20 protein-coding genes and 3 pseudogenes are annotated in these 19,410 nt (G+C 68.0%); 11 read left to right on the top strand and 12 right to left on the bottom strand.

Annotation, left to right across the window (positions count from 1 at the left end; translation table 11 throughout):
- Positions 1-554 precede the first annotated feature (554 nt).
- On the bottom strand, positions 555-749 hold the full coding sequence (locus ACFV3E_RS44940) for a hypothetical protein (protein ID WP_500542083.1): 195 nt from the start codon (positions 747-749) through the stop codon (positions 555-557).
- 242 nt (positions 750-991) lie between these two features.
- Here ACFV3E_RS44940 and ACFV3E_RS44945 point away from each other — a divergent pair, with 242 nt between their 5' ends.
- From ACFV3E_RS44945 to ACFV3E_RS44960, 4 genes are all read left to right on the top strand, one after another.
- Positions 992-1,258 carry a hypothetical protein gene (locus ACFV3E_RS44945; RefSeq protein WP_500542085.1) on the top strand — a complete coding sequence of 89 codons (267 nt, stop codon included), beginning with the start codon at positions 992-994 and terminating at the stop codon, positions 1,256-1,258.
- 141 nt (positions 1,259-1,399) lie between these two features.
- Positions 1,400-2,752 (top strand): tetratricopeptide repeat protein, encoded by a 1,353-nt coding sequence (locus ACFV3E_RS44950; protein ID WP_500542087.1) that lies wholly within the window; start codon positions 1,400-1,402, stop codon positions 2,750-2,752.
- A gap of 451 nt (positions 2,753-3,203) precedes the next feature.
- Positions 3,204-3,578: a hypothetical protein gene (locus tag ACFV3E_RS44955; protein ID WP_500542089.1), complete on the top strand. Its 375-nt coding sequence runs from the start codon at positions 3,204-3,206 to the stop codon at positions 3,576-3,578.
- Positions 3,579-4,230: 652 nt separating this feature from the next.
- Positions 4,231-4,647, top strand: coding sequence for a helix-turn-helix domain-containing protein (locus ACFV3E_RS44960; protein ID WP_500542091.1), 417 nt, complete (start codon positions 4,231-4,233; stop codon positions 4,645-4,647).
- 55 nt (positions 4,648-4,702) lie between these two features.
- On the opposite strand, the gene ACFV3E_RS44965 is transcribed toward ACFV3E_RS44960, so the two are convergent.
- From ACFV3E_RS44965 to ACFV3E_RS44975, 3 genes are all read right to left on the bottom strand, one after another.
- A complete protein-coding gene (locus tag ACFV3E_RS44965) occupies positions 4,703-5,587 on the bottom strand; it encodes a GNAT family N-acetyltransferase (RefSeq protein ID WP_500542093.1) in 885 nt (294 codons plus the stop codon).
- A 520-nt stretch (positions 5,588-6,107) separates the two neighbouring features.
- The gene (locus ACFV3E_RS44970) at positions 6,108-6,296 is read right to left on the bottom strand and encodes a hypothetical protein (protein WP_500542095.1); all 189 of its coding nucleotides are present in this window, start codon (positions 6,294-6,296) and stop codon (positions 6,108-6,110) included.
- 204 nt (positions 6,297-6,500) lie between these two features.
- Positions 6,501-7,082: a PP2C family protein-serine/threonine phosphatase gene (locus ACFV3E_RS44975; RefSeq protein WP_500542097.1), complete on the bottom strand. Its 582-nt coding sequence runs from the start codon at positions 7,080-7,082 to the stop codon at positions 6,501-6,503.
- Between the two features lie 61 nt (positions 7,083-7,143).
- Between ACFV3E_RS44975 and ACFV3E_RS44980 the strand changes: the two are divergent.
- Positions 7,144-7,683, top strand: a pseudogene (locus tag ACFV3E_RS44980) (transposase); the annotation flags it as partial.
- A 56-nt stretch (positions 7,684-7,739) separates the two neighbouring features.
- A complete protein-coding gene (locus ACFV3E_RS44985; protein WP_500542099.1) occupies positions 7,740-8,531 on the top strand; it encodes a class I SAM-dependent methyltransferase in 792 nt (263 codons plus the stop codon).
- A 298-nt stretch (positions 8,532-8,829) separates the two neighbouring features.
- Here the strand turns inward: ACFV3E_RS44985 and ACFV3E_RS44990 are convergent, their stop codons facing one another.
- From ACFV3E_RS44990 to ACFV3E_RS45005, 4 genes are all read right to left on the bottom strand, one after another.
- The gene (locus ACFV3E_RS44990; RefSeq protein ID WP_500542101.1) at positions 8,830-9,210 is read right to left on the bottom strand and encodes a hypothetical protein; all 381 of its coding nucleotides are present in this window, start codon (positions 9,208-9,210) and stop codon (positions 8,830-8,832) included.
- Positions 9,207-9,563, bottom strand: coding sequence for a hypothetical protein (locus ACFV3E_RS44995; RefSeq protein ID WP_500542103.1), 357 nt, complete (start codon positions 9,561-9,563; stop codon positions 9,207-9,209). The genes ACFV3E_RS44990 and ACFV3E_RS44995 overlap by 4 nt, the downstream gene beginning before the upstream one ends.
- 790 nt (positions 9,564-10,353) lie before the next feature.
- Complete coding sequence (locus ACFV3E_RS45000; protein WP_500542105.1) at positions 10,354-10,764, bottom strand: 4-hydroxy-2-oxovalerate aldolase family protein; 411 nt, start codon at positions 10,762-10,764, stop codon at positions 10,354-10,356.
- 12 nt (positions 10,765-10,776) lie between these two features.
- Positions 10,777-11,259 carry a DUF6841 family protein gene (locus tag ACFV3E_RS45005; RefSeq protein ID WP_500542107.1) on the bottom strand — a complete coding sequence of 161 codons (483 nt, stop codon included), beginning with the start codon at positions 11,257-11,259 and terminating at the stop codon, positions 10,777-10,779.
- A 629-nt stretch (positions 11,260-11,888) separates the two neighbouring features.
- Here ACFV3E_RS45005 and ACFV3E_RS45010 point away from each other — a divergent pair.
- Positions 11,889-12,731: a phosphotransferase family protein gene (locus ACFV3E_RS45010; protein ID WP_500542109.1), complete on the top strand. Its 843-nt coding sequence runs from the start codon at positions 11,889-11,891 to the stop codon at positions 12,729-12,731.
- Positions 12,732-12,741: 10 nt separating this feature from the next.
- Positions 12,742-12,923: pseudogene (locus ACFV3E_RS45015) on the top strand (permease); the annotation flags it as partial.
- Between the two features lie 28 nt (positions 12,924-12,951).
- Here the strand turns inward: ACFV3E_RS45015 and ACFV3E_RS45020 are convergent.
- Together ACFV3E_RS45020 and rpmF are read right to left on the bottom strand one after the other, a co-directional pair.
- Positions 12,952-14,135 (bottom strand): annotated as a pseudogene (locus ACFV3E_RS45020) (GTP-binding protein).
- Positions 14,132-14,302, bottom strand: a complete 171-nt coding sequence (rpmF, locus tag ACFV3E_RS45025) for a 50S ribosomal protein L32 (RefSeq protein WP_500542111.1) — start codon at positions 14,300-14,302, stop codon at positions 14,132-14,134. The pseudogene ACFV3E_RS45020 and the gene rpmF overlap by 4 nt, the downstream one beginning before the upstream one ends.
- Positions 14,303-14,621: 319 nt before the next feature.
- On the opposite strand from rpmF, the gene ACFV3E_RS45030 reads away from it, so the two are divergent.
- The 3 genes from ACFV3E_RS45030 to ACFV3E_RS45040 all read left to right on the top strand — a co-directional run bounded on the left by ACFV3E_RS45030 (position 14,622) and on the right by ACFV3E_RS45040 (position 17,343).
- On the top strand, positions 14,622-15,551 hold the full coding sequence (locus ACFV3E_RS45030) for a metal ABC transporter solute-binding protein, Zn/Mn family (RefSeq protein ID WP_500542113.1): 930 nt from the start codon (positions 14,622-14,624) through the stop codon (positions 15,549-15,551).
- Positions 15,552-15,631: 80 nt separating this feature from the next.
- On the top strand, positions 15,632-16,444 hold the full coding sequence (locus tag ACFV3E_RS45035) for a metal ABC transporter ATP-binding protein (RefSeq protein ID WP_500542115.1): 813 nt from the start codon (positions 15,632-15,634) through the stop codon (positions 16,442-16,444).
- Entirely contained in the window at positions 16,441-17,343 is a 903-nt protein-coding gene (locus ACFV3E_RS45040) for a metal ABC transporter permease (protein WP_500542117.1), read from the top strand. The genes ACFV3E_RS45035 and ACFV3E_RS45040 overlap by 4 nt, the downstream gene beginning before the upstream one ends.
- A 212-nt stretch (positions 17,344-17,555) precedes the next feature.
- Here the strand turns inward: ACFV3E_RS45040 and ACFV3E_RS45045 are convergent, their stop codons facing one another.
- Positions 17,556-18,065: a hypothetical protein gene (locus ACFV3E_RS45045; protein WP_500542118.1), complete on the bottom strand. Its 510-nt coding sequence runs from the start codon at positions 18,063-18,065 to the stop codon at positions 17,556-17,558.
- Positions 18,066-18,754: 689 nt separating this feature from the next.
- Positions 18,755-19,306, bottom strand: a complete 552-nt coding sequence (locus ACFV3E_RS45050; protein ID WP_500542119.1) for a hypothetical protein — start codon at positions 19,304-19,306, stop codon at positions 18,755-18,757.
- Positions 19,307-19,410: the final 104 nt, after the last annotated feature.

Genomic DNA, 19,410 nt, shown 5'->3' on the forward strand with positions numbered 1-19,410 from the left:
TTTACGCCTGCCGCTGTGCGGGGTCGCCCCCCCCCCCCCCGCTGCTGCATCGTCGGCGGGAATTGAGTCTGGGCTGATCACCGTGCTCAACGCATGGGGCGTCCGGCCCGACCTCTTCGTCTATCCCCTGGGGCAGTGACGATCCCAGGTAGGGGAAGTGCAGTTCAGAGGAGCCATCAGCTCGCGCAGACGGGTAGCAGGCATTGCCCGGCCGAGCGTTGTGCCAGGCCGGCTGTTCAGCTCGGCCGCGACCGCGCCGAGGTGATCGCGGGGGGCACCGACAGGGCAGTGTCCCTGGGGAGTACCAGCACTCGCCAAACGGACGGAACCGCGCCCGCGGACAGTTGGCCGGGGTGGAGCGGGGCGTGAGTGCTGCCGGGACGTACGCACCACTCGACGCGGTTCCCCGCAGGTGTCGCACCGGCCGCCGTGCGCGGACCGCAGGAGCCGAATGGGGCTGTCCGTGTCGATACGCAGCAGCCGGCGAGGGCCGCATGTCTTGACCGATAGCGGATGCAAGAAGTCGCCTACCGACGCAGCCACCGCGCCGGTGATCAGCGGGCGCTGCGGATCGCGTCCGAGTGCCACCAGTACGAGCGCCAGTACGCGACCGCGAAGCCGTCGCCTTCCAGGAACGCCACCCCCACCCGGACCGCGGGGTGCTCTTCGCGGGCCCGCCTCCGGGCCGTCCGAGGACAGCCGAAGGCCGACCGGCAATGACAGAAGCCCACGGCCTCTGAGCTGGTCACAGGCGTGGGCTTCTGTTGTCGTCATGGTCAGCCCGCAGGCCGGTCGGTGGACGAGCCAGATGGGTCCCAGCGGCGCCGAACCGGAGTGCGCACGGTGGCGCGCTGTTCTAGTGTCGGATAAAGGGGTGGTCTGCCGAGCCGACGGGGACGGAGCCCGGTTACGCGGTCGTACACCGGTCGTATCCGCTGCTCGGCGCCTTGGATTCCCGACCAGCCCCGGAGAGCAGGTGCCTCCCATGCACATGTCGATCCGAACCGCCGGTTTCCTCACCGGTCTGACCATCGCACTCGGCGGCGCGGCCTTCGCCGCACCCGCCGCCCACGCGGACATCCCGTCCTGCACGAACATGGTCCGGCAAACGGGCGTCGAGGTCTCGGACGCGGTCACAACGGCGTGCACCCTGGGGGTGCACGGTGACCTGAAGGGCTGTGTCAGCGGCCTGACCGGCGCCGGCGTACCGGGCGGTGCCGCCACCGGCGCCTGCCGGGCAGCGGCCAACCCGCCGTGACGGCACCCGTCGGCGCAGCCGGTCGTCACATCCTCCGCAGCACTGCACGCGGCTTCACGAAGTGAGGCGACGGCACTCGCCGCCGCCCTCGCGGCCTCCGGTACGGCGAGCGGTGTCAGTGGGGGGTCCTAGGGTGCTCCCGTGAATGTTGATGATCTTGAGTGGCAGCGGGTTCATCTCGGCGGCGTTTCGCCGCGGATCGTGGACGAGATCCTCGAACACGGCGGCCTGGAGCCTCTGGTGGAGGCGGCGCGGGAACGCGGGGACTGGTTCTGCGCCGAGGGCGCGGTCCGCGGGCTGTGCGCCGAGGGCGAGTTCGCGCGGGCCTGGGATGTCATCGAGCCGTTCGCGGCCACCGGCTGGCAGCCTGCGGTCCGCCTTGGCGCCGACGTCCTGGCGGGATGGGGCCGTATCGACCGGGCATTGGAGCTGGCGGACCCCGAGGCACGGGACGAGGAGACGCGTGACACGTGGCCGGACTACGCCGAGGTGCTGGTCAAGGCCGGGCTGGTAGACGAGGCGATCGACGTGCTCGTGCCGCACCTGTGCAACGCGTGGGTGCTCCGGTCCCTGGTGCGGATGACCGAGGGCCAAGGGCGCGACGACCGGGTGCTGGAGCTGCTCGCCCCGATGGCCGAGGAGTTCCGGCGCGGCCAAGAGCAGTGCAAGTGCGGCGGCCATGGCCTGTGGGACGTCCTGCCCGCCCAGGCTCTCGTCCTGGAACGGTCCGGCAGGGTGGATGAGGCGATCGGATTGCTGGGCGCGGATGTGGCCGCGCGCCGGTACGGGCCGCGGAACACCGTTGAGTTCTATACCGAGCTGCTGGCGCGGCACGGGCGGATCGAGGAGCTGCACGAGCTCGCGTCCGGCACCCAGATGTCCGTCGCCGCTCGCCCCTACGTGACGGCCCTGGAGGCCCTGGGGCGGGCCGGGGACGCGGAGGCGTACCTGCGCCGCCTCATCGATGCCGGCGAGTATCCGACCAGGTACCGGAGCGAGCTGCTGGAGCTGCTGGTCCGCCAGGGCCGGTTCGAGGAGGCCATCGAGGCGGTGGCGCACACGTTCGACGACGTCCACGAGAACCTCCTCCAGCCGGCGATGCTCCTGCTGGCCGAACACGGGAACCCGGCCAGAGCCCTGGAACTCACGGAGGGGCGCAGCGCCGAGTTCCTCGAGGAGAGCGGGCACTGGCTCCCTTCCAACCGCTGGTGGCTGATGGGTGAAGTGGGACGCTGCCGTGAGGCCATCGCGGAGATAGAGGCACTGCCGCCGGACGAGGTCGACGACCGGGACGTCACCATCGCGCTGCTGCTCGCGAAGGACGGCTGCGAGGAGGAGGCCATCGCACACCTCCGCAAGCAAGTGCCCGGCCGCTGGTCAGCAACCGACCTGGCCCGCTTGTTGGTCCAGCAGGGCCGCTGTGCGGAGGCCATCGCCGCGATTCCCGATGTCACCGCCCAGCGAGACGAGCAACGGCGCGCCTGGGGCAAGTGAGAAACACGCAAGAAGGCGGCCGGAGGCAAGGTATGACCGTCCTGCGGCTGCCGGACCCAGGTGCGCGGTCCACGCTCGGAACGTCGGGCCTGCCACGACAGCGGGGATGCGGGCTGTCCGCCCAGCGATCGACACAACGGGCGTCAATGCCTCCATGTCCATGGGCGAGGTGCACTTCATGACCAGGAAAGACGCCGATCGACAGGGAGTTCGTCGCCGTGGTGGAGGTTCCTCAGCTCCTCGGAGTCACCTGGCAGCGGTGCACCAGTTCCGGGGCAGCCGCCCGGACTTCCCGCAGCCCTCACCCGCGCCGCCGTCGGCAGCCCGCCACAGCGGCCCGGAGCTCCTTCGGTGGGGTTCCGGGCCACCACGCTACGCCGCGGGGCGGCTCAAGGAGAACGGAAGTTGAGGCGCTGACAGTCGCGGGAAAGCCCGCCCTACCCTGGTCCCAGTGGGCGAGGCGCGCGCGGTGGGGGCGAAGATGAAGCGCATGGTCGGAAGATTCGCGGAAGCGGCCTACGTGGTGCTGATCGGAGGTCTGGCCGTAGCGGGAGCCGTCGATGAACGAGCTGCCTTCTACCTGGCCGCCGTCGCGTTGACCCTCCCCTCGGGCGCCATCGCTTTCCCGGCGATGTACGCAGGTTATGCGGCGATCTCGGCGATCGGCTCGATCTGGGGTCCTGCCGCAGCCCCGGACGGGACGGAGGCCGGCTGGCTGAGCCTCGGCAGCGCAACGCTGAACGTGGCGCTGTTGATCTGCGCCGCCATCGCCAATGTCGCCCTGCTGAAGCGTCTGTCGCGCCTTCGGCGCCATTCTCACCGCTGAGCCGCTCAACCACAGGCAACTACTCGACCAAGCCTCCGAGGCCATCGGGGAGACGGCCCTCGGCCGCTTCGGCCCAGGACCTCCCTGGTGGGGATCCCGGCCGCTGTGCCACGCGCGAAGGGAAGCCCACCGATGTGACGACCATCACCAGGAGGCGCCTCTTCCGCCATCTCCATTACCCCAGTTATATGACGAATATGGACGACGTGGATCTGCCGCCGCTGGTGACGGTAGACGAGGTACCTCGGCGATGCTGGACGCGCTGGCGCCCGTGGCAGCGCCGTCCTCTCGAGTACGACCCCCGCAACGCGAGGCACGTATGGATCGCGGGAAGGCTCGCGTCAGCGGGACTGCGGGACCGTATGCGGGAACACTTGGTCATCGAGGCACTCCTTCGCGACCTAGCCAGGGCGGACACCGAAGAGCCGCACACCAGGGACGACGCCGGCGAGTAGGTGTGGCGCGCCGCAGCGGCCGAAAGGCGACCGGACCTCTGTCGTGCGCAGCGCCGGGTGCGCCTGACGTCCGCCCTAGACGATCATGAAGCGATCGCTGTCGGGTCTCGGTTGAGGCTTGACGTGGCGGATTCAGCCGGTCGCCGCAACACCTTGGTAAGTCGGGAAGATTCTCGATGAGCTGGGGAGATTCGCGTATGCGTCCACATCTGACCGTCGAGCAGCGGCAGTTGGCGTTGCGTCTGAAGGCCAGGGGGCTGTCCTTACGGGAGATCGGCTTTCAGGTGGGCTGCTCGCACCAGGCAGTGGCACTGATCGTGAGCCACGCGTCGATGCGGCCGGACGGCTGGGCACCCGGTCCGGGACCCGACGTCGAGCAAGACCAGGGGGCCTATCGGGCTTGTTGCGGGCAGGCAGGAGCCAGCCCGATTCGCGGCCAGCATATGGCCCCCTGGCCATGCCCGACCCCAGCCCGGGCAGGCCACCGGCCAAAGATCGCGCCAACGCCTTCATGGGAGCGCCGGGCCAAGCGTAAGGCGCTCAAGCGGCCCGGCGCTGCCACCGGCACCGGCACCGACGAGACCGAGCGAGAGTCGGTCCTCGCCAAGGTCTGACGTCGAACGAACTCAAGCGCCTGGGGCAGGGTAGGCGCCCCAGGTGCTTCCAACGTCACCCGAAGAATCCCGAGGGGATGTACGGCTCCGGTGGCCGCATTCCGCGCAGGCAGACCCAGCCGGACGTGCTGAGTTCCAGTCCGGCGGTCAGCCCCACGTCCACGGCCCACTGCTGCTCGGCCGTCAAATTGGCGACCTGTGCAGGGGTACTCTCGGGCAGGCTCAGCAGCGCGGCGGTGAGCAGCCGGGTCGCCAGCCTGCGGGAGGTGGCGGCGAGCAGCCGTACGTTCCCGTATTGGTCGATGTAGCAGTAGCCGCTGCCGGCCAGGTCGTCGACGATCAGCAGGTCGCTCTCGGTGAGGAGTTGGTCGTGGTCGGGGCCGTGGGCGCCGCCCCGGGTGCGCCGGTCGACGGAGTCCATCAGGTCGCGGTGCTTGGCCGAGCCCTCGTGCACCGCGCCGTCCGGCGCGCGCAGGTCGCCCTTGCGGACGGCGCCTTCCAGGCGCATCGCCGGGTGCAGCGCGAAGCCCGCCCGGCGGTAGGTCGCCGCCGCCCGCGGGTCCGGGGAGCTGCAGATGATGCCGCGCAGGCAGCCGCGCCCGTAGGCAAGGGCGGCGGCGAGCAGTTCGCGGCCGACCCCCTGCCGTTGCGCGGAGGGCAGCACGGCGAAGAGCGACAGCCCCCAGGTCCCCTCGCGGCGCGTGGACATGGCGACCCCGAGAGGCATGCCGGAGGTCTCGTCCACGGCCAGCCAGCAGCCACCGGGGTCGGTGCGCGCGACGTACCGGTTGCGCCGCCGTAGCAGAGCGGACAGCTCGGGAGGCATCTCCTCGGGCGGGCCGCCACCGGGCAGGGCGTCGGAGGCGCCGAACGCGGCGGCGGCCACGACCGCTATCGCGTCGGCGTCCTCGTCGGTGTCGCGCAAGGGGCGCAGGATCATGCGCCCATCCTGCCCCTACGGCAGGGCGAGCATCCGCTCCAGCGCCAGCTTCGCGAAGTGCTCGGTCTCCCAGTCGACTTACCCGCAGTTGACGACCTTGCCGAATTGCCGAAAGTGCGTCGCCTCCGTGTGGCCACCGTCGTCGTGCCCTACACAAGCCCAACAGCCTCGAACGTACGACAGCGAACGGTCAAACCTCACTGAGACGAGTCACCCGCGACAGTGCTGCACAGCAACGAAGTACAGCAACCTCTGCGCCCATGCCCGACCGCCACCCCTCCCAGGCGGCCAGTTGGCGTGCCCAGCAGACCTCAGCGACCGTCGTGCCCATAAAGCGGGTGTCGACCCGCGGCGAGCGTCATCGCAGGGCCGTCCTTGGGCCGTCCAAGCACCCAGGGGCACCCATCGCTGACAACCGTTGACGAGCTTCCCGCAGATCACAGGGCTGCTCGCCCCGGTTATCCCAGGTCGGCGGAAGCCCGATTCACTTCCAGACGAACTGACCGGCTCGTCGAAGCGTCTACTGGCTCCTGATCACCTGGCGCCACGCACCGCGCGCAGCGAAGAACAGAGCGGTGCTGACGGCGAGGCTGACGAGGATGCTCGGCAAGTTGTTGGCACCCACGGCGCCGTTGATGGCACTGGTGAGGCCGCTGACCGCAAGAACGGAGAGAATGAAGGCCAGGACTGTCCAGAGCACGCGATTCATGGGCGAACCATAGTACGTGCCATACCCGTGCCCCGTCCGGCGGTGCCGAACAGGGAGCCACGGGGAACAGCAGTGATGACCCCACGTTGCCACAGGTCAGCGCCTGTCCAGGTGAGGCATGGTCCATAGCCTCAGTGAGCCGTTCCCAACCTGGTTGATCGGGGGTTGAGTTGACGGCAGGCCGAGTGTGCTGACCTGGGCCGCCTAGGCGATCAACGCTGTCGACAACTCATCTACCAGGAGCTTCACCTCTTCCCGCTGCGCGACCTGTTCGGGGCCGAGTGAGCGGGTTCGCACCAGGAGCAGAGTGACGTCGTCGGACGGCCCGTGGCCGGTGAGGTTCCGCAGTGCTCGGGTACAGAGGTCTTCCAAAGAACACTTCCGTTGGGCGAGGGCGCTGCCCAGGAGGTTCATTCCCACGTCGATGTCGTGGTCGCGTGTCTCGACCAGGCCGTCGGTGTACAGGGCGAGGAGACTTCTCTCGGGCAGTTCCGGTTCGACCGCTTCGAACTCGGCACCCAGGCCCACGCCGAGAGGGGTGCCGGCAGGGAGGTCCGGAAAGGTGACCCTCCCCCGGGTCCGGCCCGGCGATGTGGTGACGCGCTCACTCCTGCCCTGGGCCGCCCGATACTCGTGCGGGCACGTGAGGAGCTGCGGGCCGGGCGGGAGCGCGGCCCTGCCCGAGTGCGTGCGGCGGAGGCCAGGACGGCGCCGCAGCCTCAGAATGCACGGAATCCCAGGTAGGAGCACTGGACACCGCGAGTCGGGTGGTCGTCCTATCGTCATCGACGAGCGGTGACCGGCGCGGCGAAGGGGCTCTGGGAGTGGCCCCGAGGTCCGCCGCCGGGCCACCGTGACCCACCGCGGCCGACGCGGCCGCAAGGGCAACCGCGAGTGGGAACTGCCCAACCGGTTCACCCGCTCCGCCGCCCGGATGCGCGGCGAGCACGTCGACGCTCTGCTCGACGAGCTGTCCAACCTGCCCAGGGCGATCGGCGCGCCGATCGCCGTTGCGTGGAACGCCAAGGAAGACCTCCTGGACCTGCTTGCCACCGTCCGGACCCGCCCGGACCGGGAACAGGTCCGCGATCTGCTGTACCGGTCCTACCGCCGATGCGCCGACGCCGACCTTCCCGAACTGCAGCGCCTGGCCACAACCGTCGGGACATGGTGGCCAGAGATCCTTGCGTTCCTGCACACCGGGATCACCAACGCCGGCTCCGAAGGCACCAACCGGGTCTTCAAGACCATCGCCCGCGACGCTTACGGCTTCCGCAACCCCGGCAACCAGCGCCTACGCACCCGCTGCGCGACCACCCGTCGAGCCCGTGGACACCTCGATGCCGCTAATTTCGTTGAGCCCGCACCATGCAATCGTGTTGGCTAGCGGCACCGAACTGTCAGTACCGCAGGTTTCCGCTGGGCTGTAGCAGGGAGTTGAACGTGCAGGACATTGTTGTCGACCCCGTTGCCCACAATCGGGCAGCCTGGGACAAGTGTGTCGAAGAGGGCAACGAGTGGTCGAGGCCGGTAAGTGCTGAGGATGTCGAGCGCGCCCGCATGGGCGACTGGTCGATCGTTCTCATCGGGCGTGAGCCAGTCGACCGCTCCTGGCTGCCGACGGACCTGACCGGCAAGGACGTGTTGTGCCTGGCCTCCGGCGGTGGCCAGCAGGGTCCGATCCTCGCCGCCGCAGGGGCGCGGGTCACCGTATTCGACAACTCACCCCGCCAGCTCGGCCAGGACGAGATGGTGGCGGCGCGCGACGGACTCGAGCTGCGCACCGTCCTAGGCGACATGCGCGACCTCAGCGCCTTCGGCGACGCAACATTCGACGTCGTATTCCATCCGGTCTCCAACCTGTTCGTACCAGACTTGGCACCGGTGTGGCGTGAGTGCTTCCGCGTCCTGCGACCGGGCGGAACTCTGCTCGTGGGCTTCCTCAACCCTGATGTGTACTTGTTCGACCACGAGGCGCTCGACGAGCGCGGCGAGCTGATCGTCGTGCACAAGCTGCCCTACAGCGATGTCACGCAGTACTCCGCCGAGGAACGCGCCACGAAGTTCGGCGCGGATGCCCCTCTTGAATACAGCCACACCCTCACCGACCAGATCGGCGGGCAACTCGCCGCGGGGTTCGTCCTCACCGGCTTCGCGGAAGCGCCGCACCAATCCAACGCATCCGCTCAATACATGTCGAACTATTTTGCGACGCTGGCGGTCAAGCCGGGCTGACCCAGCCGTGGGGCCGGCCGAGACGGCCCTGTCTCCGAATGGCCAGAGCGCCGTGCCGGCCCGACCCCCACCAACTTCGCTGAGCCCTCATTGGGGGCACGCTCTACAGATCAGGCACCATCCGCCGCAGAGACGCCGTCACCGAAACCGGCGACTGGCAACCCGTCTGGGAAGCCATGAAGGCACTGGCGGCACAGCACGGTACCGACAACGTACGCCTCGTCGTGTGGTTCTCCGACTGAGCAAGACGCAGCGACCGCGTATCGCTGAGCGCCCCTTCCGCAACATCTGAGGCCGGTCAGCCCATCCGGGCCAGCACGTTCCTGGCGATGAGCGCCACCGTCTTGACGTCCCCGAGCGCCTCAACCCGTCCTACGCCCCACTCCCGGTTGGGGTAGGCCGCGGAAAGTTCGCCATCATAGAGCGCCGTACGTGCCCGGGGTACTGCCCGGTCCGCGAGCACCGCGAGTGCCGCCCGGTACCGGTCGACCGACAGGGTCAGCAGGTTGAGATGGCGGCCGCTCTCACCGGGAAAATCGTGCCGGGGAACGATCGTGAGTTCCCCGGGTTCGGGCATCTCCTCGCGGAGGGCGTCGACGATCAGGTTGAAAATCGGCTCCTTGCCGGAGTACATGAGCCAGCTGTATTCGGGAGAGATGGAGATGCTGTAGAACTTCACCCGGCGCTCCCGCCGTCCAGTTCGCGCAGCACCTCAGTGGCCATCATGGCCAGGATCTCCAGGTCGTGGACCGCACCGACGATCTGGGCCTCGGACAGCGAACTGCGCTCACGAGCCCATGCCCCGTAGGCGAGCGGGACCTTTTCTGCCAGTACGCGAAGCACCTCGTGGCGGCCGGGCTCCGGGAGGCGGTACACCGGGAAGTTCTTCAGCACCTCAAACCCGTCCGTGTCGGCGTAAGCCCAGACGGACTCGTCGGTGACGCGTTCCTTCAGGTACTCCACGATCCACCAGAACATGCCGGAGGACGTGGGCCAGACGTACTCCTCCGAGACGCTGATGTCCCCGCTCATACACCTCACTTCCTTCCCATCCCTGAGCGCCCCGCCATGACCGTAGTGCCCTCAGAAGACAAGAAGCGATCCAGGGTCTGCTGACGTGGGTCTCCCTAGACGATCAACACTGTGACCTGGGGCGATCGAGCGGTCAGCGGTTGCCAGTGTTGGTCGTCGTTGTGTGCCCTCGGACGGCCCAGAGGCGGCCCTGGCCTGGCCCCGGTCGCTACGACTCATGGCGTGCCTCGGTGCCTTGGATCGTTGCTGCGGCGCCCCTTCAAGGCTGGTGGCCGGTCCGGCAGAATCTCTGCGTGCCGGTATTCCTCTGAGCGAGCTGCCAGAAGCCCATCCCGTGGCGGTGATCGCCACGGCCGTCGTTGAGCAGCCACCGGCTCCGTAGACATGCGATGAGTCAGGCAATGGCGTCATCGCGGTTGTCACCCAGCCTCTGGGTGCGTCAGTTTTCGGAACCGGTTGCCCGGGAGGCGGTACTTCGCTGCTGTGGAACATCGCGTGTGATGATGCTGATCACGGATTCGGCATGTTCACGGTGGGTGCTTATGTGGTGGTGGGAACAGAAGATTGCTCCGGACGTGGGCCGGCCGCAGTGGACGTGGGTGCCGCTTGAGAGCGTGGGACCCCTGCGCTTCGGGGCAAGTTGTGATGATGTGATCGAGGCTCTCGGCAGTGCTGCCTCAACCGGATGGGACCAAGAGCATCGGTGGGCAGACTTCGACGACCTGGGCATCCGCACCTACTACTGATGATCTCGGCGGGATGTCGTACATGAGCCAAGAGTTGCCGCAGTTCAAGGCGCTGTTGCAGGCGACATCACGCGCGGAATCTCAGTAATAGGACATGCGCTCTGCGGTCTCTTTGGGTGTGAGCCAGTCGACGGCTGTGGACTCGGCGGAGGTGCGCGCGGTTCCACTGGAGGGCTTGCAGAGCGGTATCCACGATTATGTCTTCTTGCCCGCCGCCCGGTCGCCCCGCCGCCTGGTCGCCCGACCTCGCGAAGCAGGTACCTCACGTCGACCCCGTAGAGGGCGGTGGCTGCTTCAGCGTGTCGCGGGAACGAAGAATGCACACCGGTGTGGCCGAGCGCAAGCGTCCGGTGATCCGCCGGAACCGGCCGGTCCCACAGCGGGCGCACGAGGTCCTCGAGGGCATCGTGCCGGCAACACAGGTCGCAACCGAGTTGCCGGCCCTGCAGCGCCACTTGCTCCGCTGATCAGCTCCCTGCCTGCCACACCATATTCAATGAATCCGCCGTCGTTGACACATGCTGAATTCCGACCACCCTCCACCCCGCGGACTCCCGAGCCACTTCGAAATGGACAGCAAGACGCTCGATCTCGCTGTCGTCCACACGACGACGTGACCAGATCACCTCGATCGCGACCCCGGCATCGTGGTAGAACATCATCCTGCTGTCAGGTACGGCGGTGTACGAATAACCTTGCGCCCGCAACGCGGCTTGATGGCGTTCCAGCCAGCCGATGACGGCGTCACCGTCGAGCAGCGAGTCACGCGACGCCGGCCCACTGATATGCAGCGGCGCCGCCCAGTAGTCAAGGATGAACTCCGGCCCCCGGGGAATCGCACCGCTTCCCACTGCTACCCAGGTCGGCAAGTAATCATCGAAGAACCAGTGCCCAACCTCGTCGCGGACAGCATCCTCATGAGAGCCGCCCATGTCGGTGCCACCTTTCATCTCGGCAGCGTGCACCTAAGGGCACGCGCCCGGCTGAGACGGGATCGCTTCTGAGGACAAGGAGAACCTTTCCCTGCCTGCCCATCTGCTCCGCCCGGACCACGGCGTCACCGACCTCGTCGAGAGGGTGGCGGTTTGCACCGTTTTGCGAGCTGTAATCCAGGTTACTCCATCTGATGGCGCATGCCGTCAGATGGAGTGGCCCACGCTCGGGGGACGCCACTCCTGGCGGCCCTCCCGAAAAGAGGAAGGCCATGGCCAGAGGGCACGAGCACTTGATCGCGTAGGTAGGAACGGCCGTGTGTGCTCGCGGCACGGAGACCGATGCCCCGGTTCAAGCAGTGTCGTGCCGAGTCACCGTGCCTTGGCAGGACGCACAACTCTTGGCCGACGTTGAACGGCGTCATCCCAACCCACTCGGCATGCGCTGGTAACCAACATCGTGAGCGGGTGAGCTGGATTCTCAGGAAGAGTTCAGTCTGGCCCCCTGCACGGCCTCGAGGTCGACCCGGCTCATCCCCCCTCTCTCCCGCGGCAGTCGGCGCAGGTCAGCTGTACGCGAGTGAGCGACTAGCCTTCGTGGCGACGAGACAGGGGCCGGGCCTCGGCGACACGGGAGAGCATTCATCATGAGCGGCGGAGTACCCGCGGACCTGCTGGAGATTGTCGATGCGCTTGTGCCGGGCGCTCCCCTGGATCGGGTGCGTCTGGCTGCCGATGGCAACGTCCATCATGTCGTGCTGCTGCCCGGCGTCGCGGCCGTGCGGATCAGCAAGCGTCCGTCGGCGGCGGAGGCCCTGCCACGCCGGATGGAACTGCTACGCGCAATCGAGGCCGCCGGTCTGCCGTTCGCCGTACCGGAGCCGCTCACGCCGGTCGCGGTCTTCGACGGCCGTGCCGCCGTTGCCGTGTCCTGGATCGACGGCGTCGCACTGCCCGAAGGAGAAGGGGACCCGGAGCAGATCGGGGAACTCCTGCGGGCCCTGCGGGAAGTCCCCCTCACGGCGGATCTCCGTCAGGCCCTGACCGCTGCCCAGGACCAGACCCCCACACGGGGCTGGGCCGGCATCCTGGCCGAGGACGTCATCCCCCGCCTGCCCGCACGGTGGCGCGACGAAGGCCGGCGCCGCCTCGACGACGCGATCGCCCTGGAACCCGTACCCGACGCACTCGTCCACGGCGACCTCGCCGGCTCCAACGTCCACTGGAGCCCCGACGGCAAACTCATCGGCGTCCTGGACTGGGACCTCGCCCTGCCCTTCGACCCCGCCATCGACGCCGCCTGCATGGCCTGGCACGGCTGGGGCACCATCCACGACGCCGTCGACCACGACACCTACAGGCGCGCCCGCGTCTGGGACCAGACCTTCGGCATCGAGCACCTGATCGCCGTCCTGCCCGGCAAACCCCTGTCCAACATCGACGGCTACATCAACCACATCGTCCCCTGGCTCGAACGGCACACCCACTGACACTCCCACCGCAGGACTCACCGGGTTCCGCTCGACCGCACGGCTCGCCTTCCTGGGCGTCGGCCCCATGGTCGACCGCAACTCATCGCCCTGCAGTCCGGCACGTTCAGCCGCGCCTTCGCCTTCCGCTTCTCCGCGGCCACCTGGATCAAGGCAGTGCTCTGCGGCGCGAGCATCGGATGGTGGCTGCTGCGAGACGCCCACGACCCCGGCCCGGGAGCTAGGGGGATTGCGTCAACTGGCCTGCGTGCTCGTGCTCGCAGGCGTCGGTCACCTCGTGGACGAGCCACTCGGGAAAGGGGTCGGTGATCGCGACGTCTCCCCCGTCGGCCATGAGGCAGGCCGACAGCGCCGCGTGCAGGGCTTCCGGGCGCAGGCCCACTCCGATGAAGACCAGCTCCTGAGGTGGCTCGAGCCTGCCTCCAGCGTGCCTGATGGTTCGAACCGCGCAATGGAACCGGCCTGTGACCACAGCCCCGTCACCTGAGGCCTGCCGGCCAGGCGGAAGAAGCCCTTGGAACGCAGGACCTGTCCGAAAACGCCACTGTCGAGGGCTTCGGTGACGAAGGCCCACAGGCGCCCTGGGTGGAAGAGGCGTTCGGAGCGGAAGACGGTGCTGGAGATCCCGTATTCCTCGGTCTCCGGCACATGGTCGCCGTTGAGTTCCATGACCCACCCCGGAGCTTGCTGAGCTCGTTCCAGGTCGAATCGCCCGGTGCCGAGCACCTCACGCAGGTCGACCTGCCCGTGCCGGGCCGGCACGATGCGCGCAGTTGGATTCAGGCGCATGAGCGTGGCCTGAAGCCGGGCGGCGGCGTGGTCATCCACGAGGTCCAGCTTGTTGACCACGATGACGTCGGCGAACTCGATCTGATCCATGAGCAGGTCGCTGACCGTACGCTCGTCGTCCTCGTACTGGTCGAGTCCGCGTTCGACGAGACCGTCCCCACCAGTGAGTTCGGGCAGGAAGCTCGCGGCGTCGACCACGGTGACCATGGTGTCCAGTTGAGCCAGATCGCCGAGCGTTGCGCCGTCGTCGCGGGGGAAAGCGAAGGTGGCTGCTACCGGCATCGGCTCGGAGATGCCGCTGGACTCGATGAGCAGGTAGTCGAAACGGCCTTCTCCGGCCAGCCGGGCGACTTCCTCCAGCAGGTCGTCCCGCAGCGTGCAGCAGATGCAGCCGTTGGTCATCTCGACCAGGCGTTCCTCCGTGCGAGACAGGGCCGCCTGGCCGCCGCGCACCAGCGCGGCATCGATGTTGACCTCGCTCATGTCGTTGACGATCACCGCGACGCGAAGGCCGTCACGATTGCGCAGCACATGGTTGAGCAGCGTGGTCTTACCCGCGCCCAGGAAGCCTGACAACACCGTCACGGGCAGTCGGTCGTGTGCCACGCGAGTCAGCTCTCCGGTCGCAGCAGGCCACGCTCGTAGGCCTTGGCCAGCCTGCGAGGAACCCGGTACACCGAGCCGTCCACCACGACGGGGACCAACTCGGCCGGGACGGCTTTCCACCGAGCCCGACGGTGGCGGGTGTTGCTGCGAGACATCTTGCGCTTCGGAACGGCCACGACAGATCACTCCTCGGGAAGGTCGAGGCCACGCTATATGAAAATGGTTTCCGTTTCAAAAGCCGCCCGCACGGGGGCTCGGGGAGCGGCGACAGCCGTCGCCGCTTGCCAGGCAGGGGGCGACGAGCAGCACGGCAGCCTGCCGGGCTTGGACCGCCCGCGCGCCATTCGCGCACTCAGGCCGTGCATGGCGACCTTCAGGATGCTCTTTGCCCAACCCCTGTCGAAAGTGGTAGTCGTTTTCATCTAAGCTGCCCGTGAGCGTGTGGCCGTACGCCCCCTCAACAGCTCCCCTTCGCAGCCCTTGGAGGCTTCCTTCATGTCCCAGTCCTCTTCCCGCCTCGCCATCCTGCTGGCCGGTGCGGCATCGCTCAGCGTGCTGACCGGCTGCGGCAGTTCCTCCGACGACGCTGCACGTGCCAAGAGCGGTGATTCCGCGTCCAAGGTCACCGTCGTCGCCTCCACCAACGTCTACGGCGACATCGTCGAGCGGATAGGCGGCGACCGGGTCGACGTCACCTCGATCATCAGCGACCCCGACCAGGACCCGCACTCCTTCGAGGCCGACACCCGCAACCAGCTCGCCCTGTCCAAGGCGCAGGTCGTGGTGGAGAACGGCGGCGGGTACGACGACTTCGTCGACCGGATGCTGGGGAGCGGCAACGCCTCGGCGGACGTCATCAACGCCGTCGAGGTCTCGGGCCGGACCGCCCCGGCCGGCGGGGAACTCAACGAGCACGTCTGGTACGACTTCCCCTCCGTGAGCAAGATCGCCGACCGCATCGCCGATGCCCTGGGCAAGGCGGACCCGGACCACGCCGGCACCTTCACCGAGAACGCCGCCGCCTTCAACAAGAGCCTCACCGCGCTGGAGAACAAGGAGGCCGCCCTCAAGTCCGCGCACGACGGCGAGGGCGTGGCGATCACCGAGCCGGTGCCGGTCTACCTGCTCGAAGCGTCCGGCCTGGCCAACCGGACACCCGAGGAGTTCAGCGAGGCCATCGAGGAGGGCGACGATGTGTCCGCCAAGGTCCTCAAGGCCACCCTGGACCTCTTCTCCGAGAAGACGGTCAAGGCCCTCGTCTACAACGAGCAGACTTCCGGTGCCCCGACGGAGAAGGTCAAGTCGGCGGCCGAGGCGGCCGGTGTGCCCGTGGTGCCCGTCACCGAGACCCTGCCCGAAGGCAAGGACTACCTGACGTGGATGAGCGACAACGTCGACGCGCTCGCCGACGCCCTGAACAAGTGACCAGGCGTCCCTCGCCGTCGTTCCCCGGGCCCCGCACCGGGAACGCGGACGTTCACGGCAGGCCGGCGCCGCTGATCCAAATGAGGAACGGCGGTCTCCGGTACGGGGACCGCACCCTCTGGAAGGATCTCGATCTGGATGTGGCGCCCGGGGAGTTCTGGGCGGTGCTCGGACCGAACGGCTCCGGCAAGACCAGTCTGGTCCACGCCCTTCTGGGGCGCCGGCCGCTCTCCTCAGGCACCCTGCGTGTGCTCGGCGACGATCCCCGGCGGGCCGCGCGCCACATCGGGTACGTGCCGCAGCAGGGAACGGCCACCGCGCACGACATGGTGCGGGCCCGCGACGTGGTGGGCTACGGCCTGGACGGGAACCGGTTCGGGCTCCGCCGACGTGGTGCAGCCAACCGGCAGCGTATCGACGCCATCCTGGAGTCCGTCGGGGCGTCGGCGTACGCGAACGCGCCCCTCGGCACCCTCTCGGGCGGCGAGCGGCAGCGCGTGCGCATCGGCCAGGCCCTGGCCACCGATCCCCGCGTGCTGCTGTGCGACGAGCCCACGCTCTCCCTGGACCTCCACCACCAGCGGGCGGTGACCGAGCTCATCGACCGCAGGCGCCGGGACCACGGGACCGCCGTGGTGTTCGTGACGCACGAGATCAACCCCGTCCTCGACCTGGTGGACCGGGTCCTCTACCTCGCCCCTCACGGACACCGCACCGGTACCCCGGAGGACGTGCTGACGTCTGAATCCCTGTCGGCCCTGTACGACTCCCAGGTCGACGTCCTGCGGGTGCGGGGCAGGATCGTCGTCGTCGGTACCCATGACCAGCAGGCCGTGCACCACCCGGGACTCGACGCCGCGGACGCACACGAATCAGACGGAGCGCTCCCATGACAGCGGCCGAGATGTGGCAGCAGATGTTCAACTTCCAGGACTACGGCGCTCTGCTCGGCCTGGTGCGCAACTCCCTCATCGTGGGCGGCGTGCTGGGGCTGGTCGGCGGACTGGCCGGCGTCTTCGTGGTGCTCCGCGACCTGCCCTTCGCCGTACACGGGATCAGCGAACTGTCCTTTGCGGGCGCCTCTGCGGCCTTGCTGCTCGGGGTGAACGTGGTGGCGGGCTCGATCGTCGGATCGCTCGTCGCCGCCCTGGCGATCGGTGTTCTGGGCTCCCGCGCCCGCGACCGCAATTCGGTCATCGGCATCCTCATGCCGTTCGGGCTCGGCCTCGGAGTCCTGTTCCTCGCCCTCTACAAGGGGCGAGCGGCCAACAAGTTCGGCCTGCTGACCGGCCAGATCGTGGCCGTCGACAACCCGCAGACCGGATGGATGCTCACCGTGTCCGCGCTGGTGCTGATCGCCCTCGCCGTCATCTGGCGTCCCCTGACCTTCGCGAGCGCCGACGCGCAGGTCGCCGAAGCACGCGGCCTGCCCGTCCGGGGGCTTTCCGTGGCCTTCATGCTCCTCCTGGGAATCACGATCGCCCTGTCGGTGCAGGTCGTCGGAGCGCTTCTCGTCCTCAGCCTGGTCGTCACCCCCGCGGCAGCGGCCGGACGGGTCACCGCCTCCCCCGTGCTCCTGCCGTTGTTGAGCGTGCTCTTCGCCATCCTCGCTGTCGAAGGCGGCATCCTTCTCGCCCTCGGCAGCAGCATCCCCATCAGCCCCTACGTCACGACGATCTCGTTCCTCGTCTATTTCGCGTGCCGGCTTACCGGAACACGGCGTGCTCGGCAGCGGCGCACCATCCGTGCGGTGACAGGGCCGCGGGCGAACCGGGAATGGGCTGAGGCCTAGATCTCCAAGCGAGTGTTGTTCTGCCGTGGGGCTTGAACGGACGTCTACCGCCACCGCAAAGCAAGCCATCGTGGGGGTTTCGGTTTCGGCCCGTGCAGCGGCCCTGTGAGCAGGCACCGGAACTTCATCCAGTCGGAGGCAGCCCGATGGCCGTGACCGGCCCACCGCTGGTCACAGTCATCGGTCTGCTGGCCGGTTACCGACCCAGTTTCCTAGCAGTAGTTGTCGTAGCTGGTGCGGTATGCGAGGTCGTACGCGTCCTTGTAGTCTTCCGTGGCCTTTGCCGGAGCGTAAGAGTGCCGGTAGTCGCACTTGAGGGTGAGAGCGTCGCGCTTGCCGTCCTTCGCACCCTTCGCCTTGCCCTCGGAGGCGTCGTTGGCACCTGCGGGCGTATTGGTAGCCGTCTCACCACGACAGTAGTTGTCGTAGCTGGTGCGGTACGCCAGGTCGTACGCGTCCTTGTAGTCCTCCGTGGCCTTTGCCGGAGCGTACGAGTGCCGGTAGTCGCACTTGAAGTTGAGGCCGTCCCGCTTGCCGTCCTTCGCACCCTTCGTCTTGCCCTCGGAGGCGTCGTCCGCAGGAAGGAGCGCGGCTCGCGAGGTCGTCGTTGCCGAGATGGTTGTGGTGTCGGCTGCCGCCTGCGTCATCAGCGCCGGCGAGAACGCCAGTGCTGCCGCGGCGACGGGGCTCGCCATGATCGCGATGCTTCGCTTCGCGCGCATAGCTATCCTCTTTCTTCGAGACAGTACGTGTACATGGCGCCTGAACCTGGCCAGGGCACATCCCGGGTGCGGGTCGCGATCCGGGGAGCGGTATCTACACCGCGATGCACTGGGCACCATGAGGGCCGGTGGCTTCCGGCTTGCGGCGCCAACTTCCTCGCGTGCGTAGTCGGATTACAGCTGCATTTGTGGCGCCTGCATTTCGACCGTATCGAGCGATGCGTGCGGTGTCCACTTATGGCCTAATGGGGCATGATTGATGCCTCAACTGCCGTAAGAAGACGGCGATGACCAGCAGAAATCTCCGTGTTCTCATTGGTGCCTGCGGCAATTGTCAAATCCTCATCCATGCACGGCATGGTACTTCTGCACACCTTCCGACATCGCGCGGATGGCAACGTGCCCCTCCCTTTCCGGGCGGCCTCGGGCGCAGTCCCCCGGGCGTTGGCGCGGTCTTTGGCCGATGCCCTGCTCGAGCAGGCGTCGAGCATGGCCCGGGGCCATACGCAGGCGGTTGCGTCCAAGGAAAAGGTGTACGGGTTCCTACCTGATAGGGACGTTTTCCCGGGCGTCGGAGTGAGTCCTTGGATATGAGAAAGTCGAGTTGATATCGCGTTACGAGCCCTGCGGGCCGGGACGGTCACCACGAGAGGCGCACGAGGGCGCCCCGAGTGGCGGCGGGCACGCGGTCAGCACTGCCAGAGGAACGCGGCCCGCTCGCAGGGACGGCAGACGAAGGTGTAACCCCTACCGCCGCCGCCGAAGTTCGCGGAGGTGGTGTGGTCGTGGCCCTCCTCCAGTTCCGCCGTGAACGCCATGGGCGCGGCGCAGGAGGGACAGGACGGGGTCTCGTCGCTTTGCAGCCAGTCCGGCTCGCCGCCCAGCCGTCCGAGGACGGGCGCCGTCGTGGCGACGCCGACGGGCTGCGGGCGCAGCGCGGTGACGGCGCCGAGCAGCGTCTCGCCCTCGGCGGGGGCGGCGGCCGGGGTGAGCATGCCGGTGAACAGGTAGGCACGGTTGCCACCCGCCGCAGCGTCCCAGTCGTCGCACATGCCCGGGTCGTTCTGGCAGAAGAAGACGGCGACCGCGCCACCGTCAACGGGCAAATGCGCGAGGAACTGCAGGGCCCCGGCGCAGTTCCGGCAGGTCGGCCACACGAAGCCCTCCGGGACGAGCGGGACTCCGCCGGTACGGAGGACGGGCGCGTCGGGGGCGGCCTCCCCGTCGTGGATCAGGAGCACGGCGACAGCCTAGAAGACTGCTGAAAATCTCGGGTTCTGGCCCCGGCTCTGTGGAGTCGGGGCCAGTCTTGTAGGCATGCAGGGGGAATGGGCCGGGGAGTCGG

It is taken from the genome of Streptomyces sp. NPDC059718 (assembly GCF_042733315.1).
Lineage (GTDB): Bacteria > Actinomycetota > Actinomycetes > Streptomycetales > Streptomycetaceae > Actinacidiphila.